This is a genomic window from Lentzea miocenica, assembly GCF_033949945.1.
Classification (GTDB): Bacteria; Actinomycetota; Actinomycetes; order Mycobacteriales; family Pseudonocardiaceae; genus Lentzea; species Lentzea miocenica.
Map to the genome: position 1 here is coordinate 128,181 of NZ_JAXAVW010000028.1, position 13,883 is coordinate 142,063.

Consider the following 13,883-nt stretch of genomic DNA (forward strand, 5'->3'; position numbering starts at 1 on the left):
TCGGGGCTCCCTTGAAACGATTCGTAGGGCTACGAACTGTTCAAGGGAGCTCGTCGGCGGGTTGTTCCCGAGGGTGGGGTCGTCTCAGTCACTGAACGGTGACGCTCAGCTCAGGTAGCGGACCTGCTTGGCCTTGCCTTCCAGCACTTCCTCACGCGCCGAGGCGATCTCCGGCCGGTGCGAGACCTCCGGCACGCCGACCTCCCACCACGCCCCGGCCTCGGTCCACGACGACGGGTGCGTGCGGATCACGACGACGGCTGGGCGGTGTTCGGAAGTCGCTGCCTCGCGGGCCTTGCGGTAGGCGCCTTCGAGGTCGCCCAGCGAGTCGACCGGGAAGACCGCGCAGCCCATCGCCGCCGCGTGGCCGGCGAAGTCGGTGCGCGGGGGTTCGGCGTGGGTGGAGTTGCAGTCGGCGTAGAGGTTGTTGAAGCCCGCGCCGCCCTGGCCGGTTTGGAGGCGGTGGATCACGGCGTAGCCGTCGTTGTCGCAGACGACGGCTACGAAGCCGTGGCCCGCGAAGGCGGCGGAGAACAGTTCGGAGTTCAGCATCAGGTACGAGCCGTCGCCGAGGAGGGTGGTGACGACGCCTTCGGTGTGGGCGATGGCGGCACCCCAGGCGCCGGCGAGTTCGTAGCCCATGCAGGAGAAGCCGTACTCGACGTCCATGGTGGCCTCGCCGGAGGCACGCCAGCCGCCGATCAGCTCGCCGGGCAGGCCGCCGGACGCGGTCATCACGTAGTCGGTGGGGCCGCTGACGTCGTTGACGACGCCTACTACCTGGGCGTACGTGGGTAGACCGGCAGAAGGCTCGCGCAGTGAGGTGACGTGCCGGTCCCACTTCGCGCGTTCCGTCTGGGCGCGGCGGGACCAGTCGGGCGGGGCCTGCCAGGAGCCGAGGGCGTCGGTCAGTTCGCGCATGCCTTCGTCGGCGTCGGACACCAGGGCGAACGAGCCGTGCTTCACGGCGTCGAAGCGGGCGGCGTTCAGGGAGACCAGGTGCACGTCCGGGGAGAAGACGGTCCAGGAGGCCGTGGTGAAGTCCTGGAGGCGGGTGCCCACCGCGATGACCAGGTCGGCTTCTCCCGCCAGGACGTTGGCCGAGGTCGAGCCGGTGATGCCGAGCGGGCCGGCGTGCAGCGGGTGGTCGTGCGGGACGAGGGTGCGGCCGGCGGTGGTTTCGGTGATCGGGATGCCGTGTTGTTCGGCGAACCGCAACGCCCTGCCCGCGGCACCGGAGTAGCGGACGCCGCCACCGAGCACGAGCAGGGGCCTGGACGCGGAACGGATCGCGCGGGCGGCCTCGGCCAGCGCTCGGAGGTCGGGGCGCAGGCGCAGCGGGCGGTGGACGACCTCGGTGAAGAGCGAGTCCGGGAAGTCGTAGGACTCGGCCTGGACGTCCTGCGGGAGCGCGAGGGTGACCGGGCCGCAGTCGGCAGGGTCGGTCAGGACGCGTGCCACCTGCGGCAGCGTGGAGAGCAGCTGCTCGGGGCGGGTGATGCGGTCGAAGTAGCGGCTGACCGCGCGGAACGCGTCGTTGACGGTGGCGGTCGGGTCGTGGAAGTGCTCCACCTGTTGCAGCACGGGGTCCGGGGCGCGGCCGGTGAAGGTGTCGCCGGGCAGGAGCAGCAGGGGCAGGCGGTTGGCATGCGCCACGCCGGCCGCGGTGATCATGTTCAGGGCGCCGGGGCCGATGGACGACGTGGCGACGCCCACCTGGCGGCGGTGCGAGGCCTTGCCGATGCCGACGGCGGCCAGCGCCATGCCCTGCTCGTTGTGGCCGCGCCACACCGGGATGCGGTCGCGGACCTCCTCCAGGGCGTTGCCGAGGCCGAGCACGTTGCCGTGCCCGAAGATCGCGAACACGCCGGGGAACAGCGGCGCGTGCGAGCCGTCGAAGAGTTCCGTGCGCTGGGCCAGCATCCACCGGACCAGCGCCTGCGCGGTCGTGAGCTTCATTTGACCCGTCCCTCAGCAGTCGTTACCGGGCAGCGCGGGTCGAGTTCCTGCGTCGCCCAGCTGTCACGGATCCAGGTGTGCGCCGGGTCGTCGCAGAACGCCATCGAACGCTCAGAGCCCGGACCTGCGAGAACGTTCAGGTAGTACATGGGATATCCCGGCGCCGCGACGCACGGACCGTGGTAGCCGCGTGGGATCAGGAAGACGTCGCCGTCCCGCACGGTCACGTCCTCGTCGATCGTGCCGTCGTCGGTGTACGTGCGGTGGAAGCCGAAGCCGGTCCGGGAAGGGGTGACCTGGTCCCGGTCGGCGATCCGGAAGTAGTAGATCTCCTCGTTGTTCACCTCGCACGGCTCCGAGGTGTCGTGCTTGTGCGGCGGGTACGAGGACCAGTTGCCGTCCGGGGTGATCAGCTCGCACGCGTTGAGCTTGTCCGCGTGGTCCCACACGCCCGGCACGCCGAAGTTCGTGACCTGGCGGGTGGCGTTGCCCGAACCGCGCACCTCGACCGGAACCCCGTCAGCCGGGCCGTACTTCGGAGTCAGGCGGTTCTCACACCGCGCCATCGGCAACGCGACTTCACATCCGTCCACTGAGGACAACTTGACCGATGCGTCGCGCGGCACGTAAGCGAAGTCCGTGACACGGGTGAACACCGAGTCACGGCCCTGCAGCTCGAACCGGAGATCATCGACCTCGACCGTCAGCGCCCCGGCGAGCGGCAGCACGAACGCCTCGAACTCGCCGGTCTCGATGGTGCGCACCCAACCTGCCTCGATCCGCAGCACGCGAAGACCGGTGTACGTCCAGTCCGCGTCCTCCGGCGTCAGGTAGATGACATCGGTCGAGGTCGAGAGAGTCCCGTGTGGACGGTGCAGAGTCATTCCGTGACCCCCTTCGCGGTACGCAGGACTTCGGCGGCGGCGGCGACGGCGGACGCGACGTCGTTGTCCGGCGGATAGAGCAACGCACGGCCGACGACCAGGCCTCGCACGGTCGGGTGGCGCAACGAGCGGCCCCACGACGCGAGGTCGTCTTCAGGCCGATCGGACGGCACACCGCCGAGCACCAAAGCGGGCAACGCCGTGGTGTCCAGCACGATGTCCGGCTCGTCCGGCGCGGGCAGCTTCAGCCAGGTGTAAGCGGAGGTCGAACCCAGACCCGCGGCCACGGCGGAAGCACGCGACAGGGCCGCGGCATCCTTTTGCAGCACCAGCTTCTCGTTGTGATCACGCTTGTATGGCAACGGTTCGACCATCGCCATCAGGCCGTGCTCGGCGAGTTCGGTGACGGCCCGCGCGCAGCCTTCCAGCGTCGGGATCGTGCCGGGATCCGAGTCGACCAGGCGCAGCAGCATCTTGCCGCCGTCCAGCCCGAACGTCGCGATGGACGACGCGTCGTACGCGGTGAACCTGTCGTCGATCTCCCAGTCCGCACCGGCCAGGCCGCCGCGGTTCATCGAGCCGATGACCACGCGCTCGTTCAGGCCGTCCAGCAGCAGCAGGTCCTCGATCACGTCCGGCGTGCCGAGCACACCGTCGACCGCGGGGTTCGCCAGCGCCGTCAGCAACCGGGCGAGCAGCGACCGCCGATCGGCCATCGCCAGCGGGTCGCCGCCGACACCCAGCGCACCCCGCGCCGGGTGGTCCGCCGCGACCAGGAACAGCGTGGACTTGCCGTTCAGCAACGAGTTGCGCCGCTTGCGCGCCTGGTAGGCCCGCCTGATCGAGCCGGGGTCCTCGGCCCGCCGCCACAGCAGTTCGCGCCACTGTCCATCCGTGATCACAGCAGCTCCTCGATCTCTTTCTGGTCGGGCATGGCATCAGCGCAGGCCAGCCGGGACGCCACGATCGCGCCAGCCGCGTTGGCGTAGCGGGCGATCTTCACCGGGTCCCAGCCGGACAGCAGGCCGTGCACCACCGAACCACCGAACGCGTCACCGGCGCCGAGCCCGCAGACCACCTCGACGGGATTCGGCTCGACGGTCCACCGGCCCTCCGGAGTGGCCACGAGCACGCCCTCGGCGCCCTTCTTGATGAGCGCCAACGAGATTCCGCGCGCCAGCAGCCGGTCCGCGGCCTCGTCGGGATCGGACGTGCCGACCGCGACCTCCACCTCGGTCCGGTTGCCGACAGCGACCGTGACGTGGTCGAGCATCCAGCCGATCTCGGCGCGCGCGGTCTCCACGTCCGGCCAGAACATCGGCCGGTAGTCCAGGTCCAGCACCGTGTGCTTCTTGCGTCCGCGGTTGGCCAGCATCATCCGCTGGCTGCCACGGGCGGGCTCAGCGGAAACACCGGTGCCCGTGACCCACAGCAGCGGAACGTCGCGCACGAGGGCCCACGGCACGTCGTCCTCGTTCAACGTCAGGTCCGGCGCCGTCGGCAGCCGGTAGAACAGCAGTGGCGGGTCCGCGGGCGGGTTGAGCTCGCAGAACACCACCGGTGTCAGAAGATCGGGCGAGGTGCCGACGTGCTCCGACGACACCCCGAATCCTTCAAGCGCCTGGCGCACATAGGTGCCGAACCCGTCCGGGCCCACCTTGGTGAGCACGCCGGCCCGGCGACCGAGCCGCGCGGCGGCGACCGCGACGTTGGTCGCGGTGCCGCCGAGCGACTTGGCGAAGGTGCTGACCTCGGCCAGCGGCACCCCGGACTGCTCCGGGTAGAGGTCGACACCGACCCGGCCGACGGTCAGCACTTCCAGAGACGTCACGCCTCGACACCTCGCAGCTCGTGCTCCAGCGCTTCCAGCTCGGCACCACCGGCCATCTGCCGCGTCAGCTCCCCGATGTCGATCTCGTCCTTCTCGTAGCTGCCCAACGCACGACCGCGCTTGAGCAGCAGGAACCGGTTGCCGACCGGGTAGGCGTGGTGCGGGTTGTGCGTGATCAGCACGACGCCGAGGCCGCGATCACGCGCCTGGGCCACGTACTTCAGCACGACACCGGCCTGCTTCACGCCGAGAGCCGCGGTCGGCTCGTCCAGGATCAGCACCTTGGCCCCGAAGTGCACCGCGCGGGCGATGGCGACGCACTGCCGTTCGCCACCCGACAAGGTGCCGACGGGCTGTTCCACGTCCCGCAGGTCGATGCCCATGTCGGACAACGCCTTCTTCGTGACGGCCCTGCCCTTCTTGTGATCCAGGAACCCGAACCGCGTCGTGGGCTCCGAGCCGAGGAAGAAGTTGCGCCACACCGACATCAGCGGCACGACCGCGAGGTCCTGGTACACGGTCGCGATGCCGTGGTCCAGGGCTTCACGCGGCGACGAGAACCTGATCTCGTCGCCCTCGACCTTGAACGAACCCTGGTCGTGCTGATGAACACCGGCCAGGATCTTGATCAGGGTCGACTTGCCCGCGCCGTTGTCGCCGAGCACGCAGGTGACCTCACCGGCGTTGACCACAGTGGACACATCGCTCAGCGCGATGACGCTGCCGTAGGTCTTGCCGATGTTCTCGGTTTCGATGAGTGACGTCATCGCCGGACCCTTTCCGCTCGGCGGCGCAGCATGTTGTTCACCAGCACCGCGGCCAGCAGCATCACGCCGAGGAACAACTGGAACCAGTCGCTGTTCCAGCCCGCGTAGACGATGCCCTGCCGGGCCATGCCGAAGATCAGCGCGCCGATCGCCGCACCCACCGCGGAACCGAAGCCACCGGTGAGCAGGCACCCGCCGATCACCGCCGCGATGATGTACTGGAACTCCAGGCCGATGCCCTGGTTCGCCTGCACGCTCGCGTACCGCAGGATGTTGATCGAGCCGACCAGCCACGCCGCGAACGCCGTGGTCATGAACAGCAGGATCTTGGACCGCACGACCGGCACACCGACCGCACGCGAGCTCTGCGCGGCACCACCGATCGCGAAGATCCAGTTGCCGAACTTGGTGCGCAGCAACACAGCCGACGCGATGACGGTGAACAGGACCCACCAGATGATCGACACGTAGAAGCTGGTGCCGCCGATCTGGAACGTCGAGGCGAACAGGAATCCCGCCGACTCGTAGCCGGCGGTCTCCCGCATGCCCGACACCTGCACGCTGCCCGTCACCAGGCGGGTGATGCCGAGGTTGAGGCCCTGCAACGCGAGGAAGCTGCCCAGCGTCACGATGAAGCTCGGCAGGCCCGTGCGCATCACGAGCCAGCCGTTCAGCGCGCCCACCGACAACGCGAAGGCGAGCGACACCAGCAACGACAGCCAGACGTTGAGTCCCAGCTGGGTGGCGAGGAGAGCCGTGACGAGCGCGGTGGACGCGGTCATGACACCGGCGGACAGGTCGAACTCGCCGCCGATCATGAGCAGCGCCACCGCGACCGCCATGATGCCGAGCATGGAGGCGTCGTCCAGCCAGGTGGCGGCACCACCCATGCTGAGGAACTGCTCGGTGACCACGGAGAAGAACAGGAACACGAGCAACGCGCCGAGCATGGCGCCGATCTCCGGGCGCTTGATCAGCTGATCTACCGCCCTGGGCTTGCTCAGCCGTTCGTCAGCAGCCGGTGGCGCTTGGGCCGTCACGGTCATCTCCCCGCTTCCTCCTTACCGCTTGCCGTTCTTGGCGTACTCCGCGACCTTGTCCACATTGGACTTGTCGACGAAGCCGGGACCGGTCAGGACGGGCTTGCCACCACCGAGGGTGTTGGCGTTGTCCTTGAACAGCTTCAGCATCACGATCGGCAGGTAGCCCTGCTCGTACTGCTGCTGGTCGACGGCGAAGAGCACGTCGCCGGCCTTGATCGAGCTGACCACGTCGGCGTTCAGGTCGAACGTCGCGACCTGGGCCTTCGAGCTCGCGCCCTTGATCGCGGACGCGGCGTTCACGGCGACCTGCGGGTTCAGCGCGAGCACGCCGTCGACGGCGGTGTCGGACTGCAGCTTGGCCTTGATGCGGGACTCGATGTCGGTCGGGTTGCTGATGTCGACCTGGAGGTTCTCCACCGTGCCGCCGAAACCGGTGCGGGCACCGTCGCAGCGCTGGTTGAGGCCCGTGTTGCCGGCCTCGTGGATGACGCACAGCAGCTTGGTCCTGCCCGCCGCCTTGAGCTTCTTGCCGGCTTCCTCACCGGCGATCGACTCCTCCTGGCCGACGTGCGCCATGGCTCCGAACTCGACACTCTTCGCGCTGCCGGAGTTGATCGTGATGACCGGAATGCCCGCCTTCACCGCGTTCTCGATGGAGGTCTTCAACGCGTCCGGGTTCGCCATCGACACCACGATGCCGCCGACCTTCTGCGACACGGCGTTGTCGATCAGCTTGGCCTGGGCGCCGGGGTCGCCGTCGGAGTTGTAGGTGACGCCGACGCCGAGCTGCTTGCCCGCGTCCTCGGCGCCGACCTTCACCACGCTCCAGAACGCGTCACCCGCGGTGCCGTGCGTGATGACGGCGACCTTGAGATCACCCGCCGCCGGCGCGCTGTTGTTCTGCGTGGTGTTGGAGTTCGTTCCCGTGGGACCGCTGCACGCGGCCAGTAGAGCAACACCGGCGAGAGCAACGCCCGCACGGATGACCAGACGAGACTTCATCGTCTCCAGTCCCTTCAGAGGATCTTGCTGAGGTGCGCGAGGCTGCGCGCGGTGTCCTTCAGTGGCTTGTCCACTGCGCTGTGACATTCCGACCCCCAGTCGGGGCTCCCACCCCCACCGGCGTCCTTGAGCTGGGTGTCCTGCTCAAGCACGAACCATCCGGTGTAGCCCGCCTCTTGAACGAGCTTCACCAGCGCTTCCACGTCCACGTCGCCGTCCCCGAGCGGCACGTAGATGCCCTGTTCCACGGCATCGGTGTAACTGAGTTCGCCGCTGCGCACCTTCGCCGCGATCTCGTCACGCACGTCCTTGAGGTGCACGTGACCGATCCGGTCCGGGTAGCGGCGCGCCAGCTCGACCGGGTCCGTGCCACCGATGAGCAGGTGGCCGGTGTCCAGGCAGAGCTGGAGATCGGAGTCCGCGAGGAACCTGTCGACCTCGGCCTCCCGCTCGACGTGGGTGCCCACGTGCGGGTGCAGCACGGTCTTGAGGCCATGCCCTGCGGCGATCTCGCGGATCTTCGCGCAGGTTGCGACGAGCGTGTTCCACTCGTCGTCGGTGAGCTTCGGCGTCTCGTCGTAGCCGTCCAGCCCGGTGGCGGCCGCGAGCACGAGCACCTCGGCGCCACCGGCCCTGAGGATCCCGGCCACCCGGTCGGCTTCGTCCAGAGTGGACTGCACGTCGGTGTGCAGCGTGACCGCGAGGAAGCCGCCGACCAGCGTGAGTTCGTGTCCGGCGAGCAGTGCCTTGAGCTGTGCGGGGTCGGCCGGCAGGTAGTCGGGCGGCCCCAGTTCGGTGGCGGTCAGGCCGAGCGAGTGCATCTCGGCGAGAACCGTGTCGGACGGGAGCACGTTGCCCCAGCCGGGAACCTCGCACACGCCCCAGGAGATCGGTGCCCCAGCGATCTTCGCCATGCCTAGTTCCCCTCGATCCTCACCGGTGCGCCACTGCGGCGCGACTGCTCACAGGCTTCAGCCAGGCGGAGGCTGATCAAACTCTCTCGCGCCGGCGACGGGTTCGCGACCTCGCCCTTGATGACCTGCGTGAACAGGTTCATCTCGTTGACGTACGCACGGTGGAAGCGCTCGGGGAAGCCAGGGTAGGCGTCCGGTCCGGCCACGTGCCCGCCTGGCTCGAGCGAGTTCAGCGGCGTACGCGGGTCGACACCGGCTACCAAGGAGTCCTTGCTGCCGAGCACCTCGATGCGGTGGTCGTAGCCGATCGGGTCGTGCCGTCCGCCGGCCAGCGTGGCGTGCGCGCCGCCCGCGAACTTCAGCATCACGACGGCGTTGTCCACGTCGTCAGCGTCCGCGAACGCTTGGTGCACCAGGACCGAGCCGCTCGCGTAGACCTCGACGACCGGCTCGCCGACCAGCCATGGCACGCAGTCCAGGTCGTGGATCAGCAGGTCGCGGAAGATGCCACCGGACGCGGGCAGGTAGGAGAAGTCCGGCGGGTTGGCGTCGTTGCCGACGGCCCGGACCAGGTAGACGTCGCCGACCTCGCCCGCGCGGATGCGGCGGTTCAGCTCGTAGATGGCCGGGTCGAACCGGCGCTGGAAGCCGACGAGCACCTCGACGCCGGACTTCTCGACGTCCGCGATCAGCGCGGCCATCTCGGCGACGTCGCTCGCGATCGGCTTCTCGCACAGCGTGGGGACGCCCTTGCCGATCGCCGCGCGGAGCATCTCGGGGTGGGTGTCGGTCGGCGTGGCCAGCAGGACGCCGTCGACGTCGTTCAGCAACGTGTCGAGGTCGTCCACCGCCTTGGTCCCGCTCAGCTCAGCCGACGCCTGCGCGGCACGACCGGGCACCGGGTCGAAGAGGAGCACCTCGTCGACTCGATCCAGTGCGGCGAGGTTGGTCGCGTGCATGGTGCCGATCCTGCCGACACCCGCTACTCCGATCCGCATCGCAGGTTTCCCCTGTTCATCGCCGGTGATGTGTTAGAGCGCTCTATTGGTTGGAGCGCTCCAATGCTGTAGCTTCGGTCACACGGGTGTCAAGGGTGGGTTTCCTGCTCGTGACGTGAGGGGAGGTGATTCCGGTGGTCAGGCCGACAATGGAAGACGTCGCATCGAGGGCCGGCGTGTCCCGCGCACTGGTGTCGCTGGTGATGCGCGGTTCACCCAAGGTGAGCGAGATGCGACGCACCGCTGTCCTGAAGGCGGCGGAGGAGCTCGGTTACTCGCCGCACGCCATGGCGAGGTCGTTGGCCTCGCGCACGTCGACGGTGCTCGGCGTGATGGTGTCCGACCTGCACAACGCGTTCTTCGCCGAGGTCGTGGACGGGATCGACGAGGTCGCGCGCGAGCAGGGGTTCGACATCATCATCAACACCGGTGGCCGCTCGCCCGCCCGCGAGCGCCGCGCGTTGGAGAGCCTCCAGTCGTTCCGCCCCGCCGGCCTCATCCTGTTGTCGCCCGTCGTGCCCGCGACCGCGATCTCCAAGGCGGCCGAACAACTTCCGATCGTGCTCGTGGCGCGATCGTCGCGCGTGTCCACAGTGGACACCGTGAACGACGACGGCGAGCAGGGCGCGCGGCTGGCGATCGACCACCTGGTCTCGTTGGGGCACAAGCGCATCGCACACTTGGACGGCGGTGAAGGCACTCAGGCCGGACCTCGTCGTCGCGGCTACGTCACCGCCATGGAGGCCCACGGCCTGCCGCCGCGGATCGTCACCTCCGAGTACACCGACGTCGCCGGGGCGCGGGCGATCCGTTCGCTGATCGCCGACGACGCCCTGCCCACGGCCATCCTGTCCTGCAACGACTTCAACGCCGTCGGCGCCATTTCGGCGTTGGAAGACGCCGGGCTGCGCGTGCCTCAGGACGTTTCCGTCGTGGGGTACGACAACACCTCGCTGGCGGCATTGCGCCACGTCTCCCTGACCACGATCGACCAGCCCCGCGCCGAGTTCGGCCGGCTGGCTGCCGAGGCGCTCCTGCAGCGGGTTCGTGAAGAACGCACCGAACCCGTGCGCCATCTCCTCAATCCCTCTCTCGTAGTCCGCAACACGACAGCTCCCCCAGGAGGACCGCGTTGAGCACCATCCCCCACTGGATCGACGGCGCCCGCACCACCGGGGTGTCGTCCCGCACCTCGGACGTCTTCAACCCGGCCACCGGCGAGGTCGCCTCCCAGGTCGTGCTGGCCGAGCAGGCAGACGTCGACCTGGCGGTGTCCTCCTCGCTGAAGGCCGCCCAGTCCTGGTCCGAGTCGTCGCTGTCGACGCGTTCGCGGATCCTGTTCGCCTACCGCCACCTGCTGCACGAGGCACGCGGTGAGCTCGCCGCGATCATCACGTCCGAACACGGCAAGGTGCTCTCCGACGCCGCCGGCGAGGTGCAGCGCGGCCTGGAGGTCGTCGAGTTCGCCTGTGGCATCCCGCAGTTGTTGAAGGGCGAGCACTCCGAACAGGTCTCGCGCGGCGTCGACGCGTACTCGTTCCGCCAGCCGCTCGGCGTGGTCGCGGGCATCACGCCGTTCAACTTCCCCGTGATGGTGCCGATGTGGATGTTCCCCATCGCCATCGCGACCGGCAACACCTTCGTGCTCAAGCCTTCCGAGCGCGACCCGTCGGCTTCGGTGCGGCTCGCCGAACTGTTCCAGGAAGCCGGCCTGCCCGACGGCGTGCTGAACGTCCTCCAAGGCGATGCCTTCGCGGTGAACGCCCTGCTGGACCACCCGGACGTCTCGGCCGCGTCGTTCGTCGGCTCGACCCCGATCGCGAAGCACGTCTACACGCGCGGCACCGCGGCCGGGAAGCGCGTGCAGGCGCTGGGCGGCGCGAAGAACCACATGGTCGTGCTGCCGGACGCCGACCTCGACGTCGCCGCAGACGCCGCTGTTTCCGCTGGTTATGGCTCTGCGGGCGAGCGCTGCATGGCGATCTCGGTCGTGGTCGCCGTCGGGGAGACCGGCGACGAGCTGGTCTCGAAGATCGCCTCGCGGACCCGCGACCTGCACCCGTCCGTGCTCCCCGGCACCAACCCCGACGCCCAGATGGGGCCGCTGGTCACCGGTGTGCACCGGGACAAGGTTCGGTCCTATGTAGACGCCGGCGAGGCCGCCGGTGCGTCGCTGGTCGTCGACGGCCGCGGGTACGCGCCTGAAGGCCACGCCGATGGCTTCTGGCTCGCGCCGACGCTGTTCGACCACGTCACCCGCGACATGACGATCTACACCGACGAGATCTTCGGCCCGGTGCTGTCGGTCGTGCGCGCCGAGACGTTCGAGGACGCCGTCGAGCTGGTGAACAGCAACCAGTACGGCAACGGCACCGCGATCTACACCGGTGACGGCCTGGCCGCGCGCGAGTACCAGCGGCGCGTGCACGTCGGCATGGTCGGCATCAACGTGCCGATCCCCGTGCCGATGGCCTACTACTCGTTCGGTGGCTGGAAAGACTCGCTGTTCGGCGACACCCACGTGCACGGCGCCGAGGGCGTGAAGTTCTACACGCGCGCCAAGGCGATCACGGCGCGGTGGCCGCAGCAGCACGGCGTGAACCTGGGCTTCCCCACCCACGGCTGATCCGTTCGGTCCAACGGCCGCCCTCGTCCGCACTGAGCGAACAGGGCGGCCGTTTCCGTCTGGTACGAACCAATTCGAGCGCGACCGGCTCGCTGATCTGGACCGATGAACTAAGCGAACGATTGTCCTGTTGAACTTTTCCAAGTTCGCCGATCATGGAATACCAGGGCACGGATCATCGGTTCGACATAGGTGCTGGACACGGCGGTAGTATCCGCTTTCACACTGTCGAACAACGCCCCCTTTCTCGCGGACGAAGTCCCGTTCGTTACACCCGCAGGAAAGGGAGAAGAACGCCTCAGCAGGAGGACCGAACACGATGTCGCCCAGCGAGGACGACAGTCCGTTCGCGACGGCATGCCGCGCCACCACATGCACTGAATTCGTCTGCGCGCTCAACCGGCTGCGCCTGTCGAGAGGACTGTCGTATCAGCAGGTGTCGGACAACGCCGGCGTCCGCGCGTTGCCGAAGAGCGGCGCCCACGCGCTGTGCACTCTCCGGCCCCCGAAGCGAGAAGACCAGTTGAGGGCGTTCCTCATCGGCTGCGGAGAGCCGGCGGACGCGCTCGACGGGTGGGTGGAGCAGTGGCGGCGTGTGACGGCCTCCCGCGCCAACAGGAGGCCGCACCCCGCTGCTCAGCTGGTCCAAAGCTCGGCCAGGGGATTTTCACCACCGGAATAGCATTCCGGCACGTTCGCAAGCCTAACGGTTGGACACCGGTGCCGACCAGACTTTTGGACGGCATTGGACGTTGTCAATACAACGATGTGACCAGCGCGTGGTCAGCGGCGCCGTAAAAGGTGACAAAAACTGGTCAGTTGGACTTCGTTGGACGGATTGGGACGCCGTTGCACAGGACATGAAAAACCTGGACGCAGATTCGGTTGGCAATCACCCGTGTGAGTGACAGGATCGTGGTCAAGCCGTTATGTCGCAGGGTCCCGCGGCAACGCCAACAGCCCGCACGGACGCTTTCCACACATCCGGCTTTTCATTGTCCGCAAACCAGCTGGTCCACCCGGCGCACGGTGCCGCCCTGCGCCGGGTCCCCCCATCCAGGAGTCCGCATGACCACCCCCTACAACGGGGCTCTGCACCCACGCCGCCGGTGTTCCACCGCCAACTCCACCAACACCGTCCTGCTGGCGGCGACCGCGTTCGTCTTCACCGGCTGGATGCTCGCGCAGGGCCATTCACCGGTCGTCGCCGTCTCCACGGCCAGCGCCGTGCTGGCAGTGACCACCACGCTGGGCCGCAGCCGGCTGTTCAGCGCCAGGTTCGGCCCGCTGCCGCCGGCAAACCCGATGGTGATCTGGCAGGACGACGAACGGTGAGCCACCCGGAGGGCGATCCGCTCGAACGTCTGAGCCGGCTCTGGCCGCAGCTGATGCTCGCGCTGTCCAGGTCGGGGCGACGGGCGGAGGCACTCGCCGCCTACCGCGAGGTGCGCGTGATCCTGCGGGCCGAGCTGGGCATCGATCCCGACCCGGCGCTGCCCCTGATCGCGACCACGACCGCCGAGCTGCGGGCCGCGACGGCGGCCGAGTTCATCGAGCTGCTGCGGTTGATCCACGCGCGGTCCGGATTGACGCTGCCGGAGGTCCACCGCCGGGCCGGGCAGGTGTTGCCGCGCAGCCAGGTCTACTCACTGCTCAAGCGCGGGAAGCTGCCGACGAAACCCGAGCAGGTGCGGGCGTTCGTGACGATCTGCGGGCTGCCTGAACCACAGGTCGCGCGCGTGATGGAGCTGTGGGCGACGTTGCGCGAGCAGACCGAACTGGCGGTCAGCGGGCCGGACGACGACAAGCCGTTCGCGATCCTGATCATGCGCAGCGCATGAGAAAGGCCCCCGCTCCAG

At 68.5% G+C, this 13,883-nt stretch carries 13 protein-coding genes; 4 read left to right on the top strand and 9 right to left on the bottom strand.

From position 1 onward, the window contains the following. Nucleotides 1-105: 105 nt before the first annotated feature. Genes iolD through SK803_RS31085 form a run of 9 tightly spaced genes read right to left on the bottom strand, consistent with a single transcriptional unit; the run spans nt 106 to nt 9,398 of the window. Nucleotides 106-1,959 (bottom strand): 3D-(3,5/4)-trihydroxycyclohexane-1,2-dione acylhydrolase (decyclizing), encoded by a 1,854-nt coding sequence (gene iolD / locus SK803_RS31045; protein WP_319969689.1) that lies wholly within the window; start codon nt 1,957-1,959, stop codon nt 106-108. Next, entirely contained in the window at nt 1,956-2,843 is an 888-nt protein-coding gene (iolB, locus tag SK803_RS31050) for a 5-deoxy-glucuronate isomerase (RefSeq protein WP_319969690.1), read from the bottom strand. Before iolB ends, iolD begins: the two co-directional genes overlap by 4 nt. After that, on the bottom strand, nt 2,840-3,745 hold the full coding sequence (locus tag SK803_RS31055) for a Cgl0159 family (beta/alpha)8-fold protein (RefSeq protein ID WP_319969691.1): 906 nt from the start codon (nt 3,743-3,745) through the stop codon (nt 2,840-2,842). The genes iolB and SK803_RS31055 overlap by 4 nt, the downstream gene beginning before the upstream one ends. Beyond that, complete coding sequence (gene iolC, locus SK803_RS31060; protein WP_319969693.1) at nt 3,742-4,674, bottom strand: 5-dehydro-2-deoxygluconokinase; 933 nt, start codon at nt 4,672-4,674, stop codon at nt 3,742-3,744. Before iolC ends, SK803_RS31055 begins: the two co-directional genes overlap by 4 nt. Further along, nucleotides 4,671-5,441: an ATP-binding cassette domain-containing protein gene (locus SK803_RS31065; protein ID WP_319969694.1), complete on the bottom strand. Its 771-nt coding sequence runs from the start codon at nt 5,439-5,441 to the stop codon at nt 4,671-4,673. Before SK803_RS31065 ends, iolC begins: the two co-directional genes overlap by 4 nt. Next, complete coding sequence (locus SK803_RS31070) at nt 5,438-6,487, bottom strand: ABC transporter permease (protein WP_319969695.1); 1,050 nt, start codon at nt 6,485-6,487, stop codon at nt 5,438-5,440. Before SK803_RS31070 ends, SK803_RS31065 begins: the two co-directional genes overlap by 4 nt. A gap of 15 nt (nt 6,488-6,502) precedes the next feature. Continuing rightward, on the bottom strand, nt 6,503-7,486 hold the full coding sequence (locus tag SK803_RS31075) for a sugar ABC transporter substrate-binding protein (RefSeq protein WP_319969696.1): 984 nt from the start codon (nt 7,484-7,486) through the stop codon (nt 6,503-6,505). 14 nt (nt 7,487-7,500) lie between these two features. Continuing rightward, on the bottom strand, nt 7,501-8,400 hold the full coding sequence (locus SK803_RS31080) for a TIM barrel protein (protein WP_319969697.1): 900 nt from the start codon (nt 8,398-8,400) through the stop codon (nt 7,501-7,503). A 2-nt stretch (nt 8,401-8,402) separates the two neighbouring features. After that, a complete protein-coding gene (locus tag SK803_RS31085; RefSeq protein WP_319969698.1) occupies nt 8,403-9,398 on the bottom strand; it encodes a Gfo/Idh/MocA family protein in 996 nt (331 codons plus the stop codon). 134 nt (nt 9,399-9,532) lie between these two features. On the opposite strand from SK803_RS31085, the gene SK803_RS31090 reads away from it, so the two are divergent. The 4 genes from SK803_RS31090 to SK803_RS31105 all read left to right on the top strand — a co-directional run bounded on the left by SK803_RS31090 (nt 9,533) and on the right by SK803_RS31105 (nt 13,865). Beyond that, on the top strand, nt 9,533-10,534 hold the full coding sequence (locus tag SK803_RS31090; protein WP_319969699.1) for a LacI family DNA-binding transcriptional regulator: 1,002 nt from the start codon (nt 9,533-9,535) through the stop codon (nt 10,532-10,534). Continuing rightward, the gene (locus SK803_RS31095) at nt 10,531-12,024 is read left to right on the top strand and encodes a CoA-acylating methylmalonate-semialdehyde dehydrogenase (protein ID WP_319969700.1); all 1,494 of its coding nucleotides are present in this window, start codon (nt 10,531-10,533) and stop codon (nt 12,022-12,024) included. The genes SK803_RS31090 and SK803_RS31095 overlap by 4 nt, the downstream gene beginning before the upstream one ends. 1,068 nt (nt 12,025-13,092) lie before the next feature. Continuing rightward, nucleotides 13,093-13,359 carry a hypothetical protein gene (locus tag SK803_RS31100; protein ID WP_319969701.1) on the top strand — a complete coding sequence of 89 codons (267 nt, stop codon included), beginning with the start codon at nt 13,093-13,095 and terminating at the stop codon, nt 13,357-13,359. Next, nucleotides 13,356-13,865: a BTAD domain-containing putative transcriptional regulator gene (locus tag SK803_RS31105; protein WP_319969702.1), complete on the top strand. Its 510-nt coding sequence runs from the start codon at nt 13,356-13,358 to the stop codon at nt 13,863-13,865. Before SK803_RS31100 ends, SK803_RS31105 begins: the two co-directional genes overlap by 4 nt. Nucleotides 13,866-13,883: the final 18 nt, after the last annotated feature.

Coding starts and splice junctions, on each gene's coding strand:
- iolB (WP_319969690.1), bottom strand. CDS start 2,843: ATGACTCTGCACCGTCCACACGGGACTCTCTCGACCTCGACCGATGTC.
- iolD (WP_319969689.1), bottom strand. CDS start 1,959: ATGAAGCTCACGACCGCGCAGGCGCTGGTCCGGTGGATGCTGGCCCAG.
- SK803_RS31075 (WP_319969696.1), bottom strand. CDS start 7,486: ATGAAGTCTCGTCTGGTCATCCGTGCGGGCGTTGCTCTCGCCGGTGTT.
- SK803_RS31100 (WP_319969701.1), top strand. CDS start 13,093: ATGACCACCCCCTACAACGGGGCTCTGCACCCACGCCGCCGGTGTTCC.
- SK803_RS31080 (WP_319969697.1), bottom strand. CDS start 8,400: ATGGCGAAGATCGCTGGGGCACCGATCTCCTGGGGCGTGTGCGAGGTT.
- SK803_RS31070 (WP_319969695.1), bottom strand. CDS start 6,487: ATGACCGTGACGGCCCAAGCGCCACCGGCTGCTGACGAACGGCTGAGC.
- SK803_RS31085 (WP_319969698.1), bottom strand. CDS start 9,398: ATGCGGATCGGAGTAGCGGGTGTCGGCAGGATCGGCACCATGCACGCG.
- SK803_RS31065 (WP_319969694.1), bottom strand. CDS start 5,441: ATGACGTCACTCATCGAAACCGAGAACATCGGCAAGACCTACGGCAGC.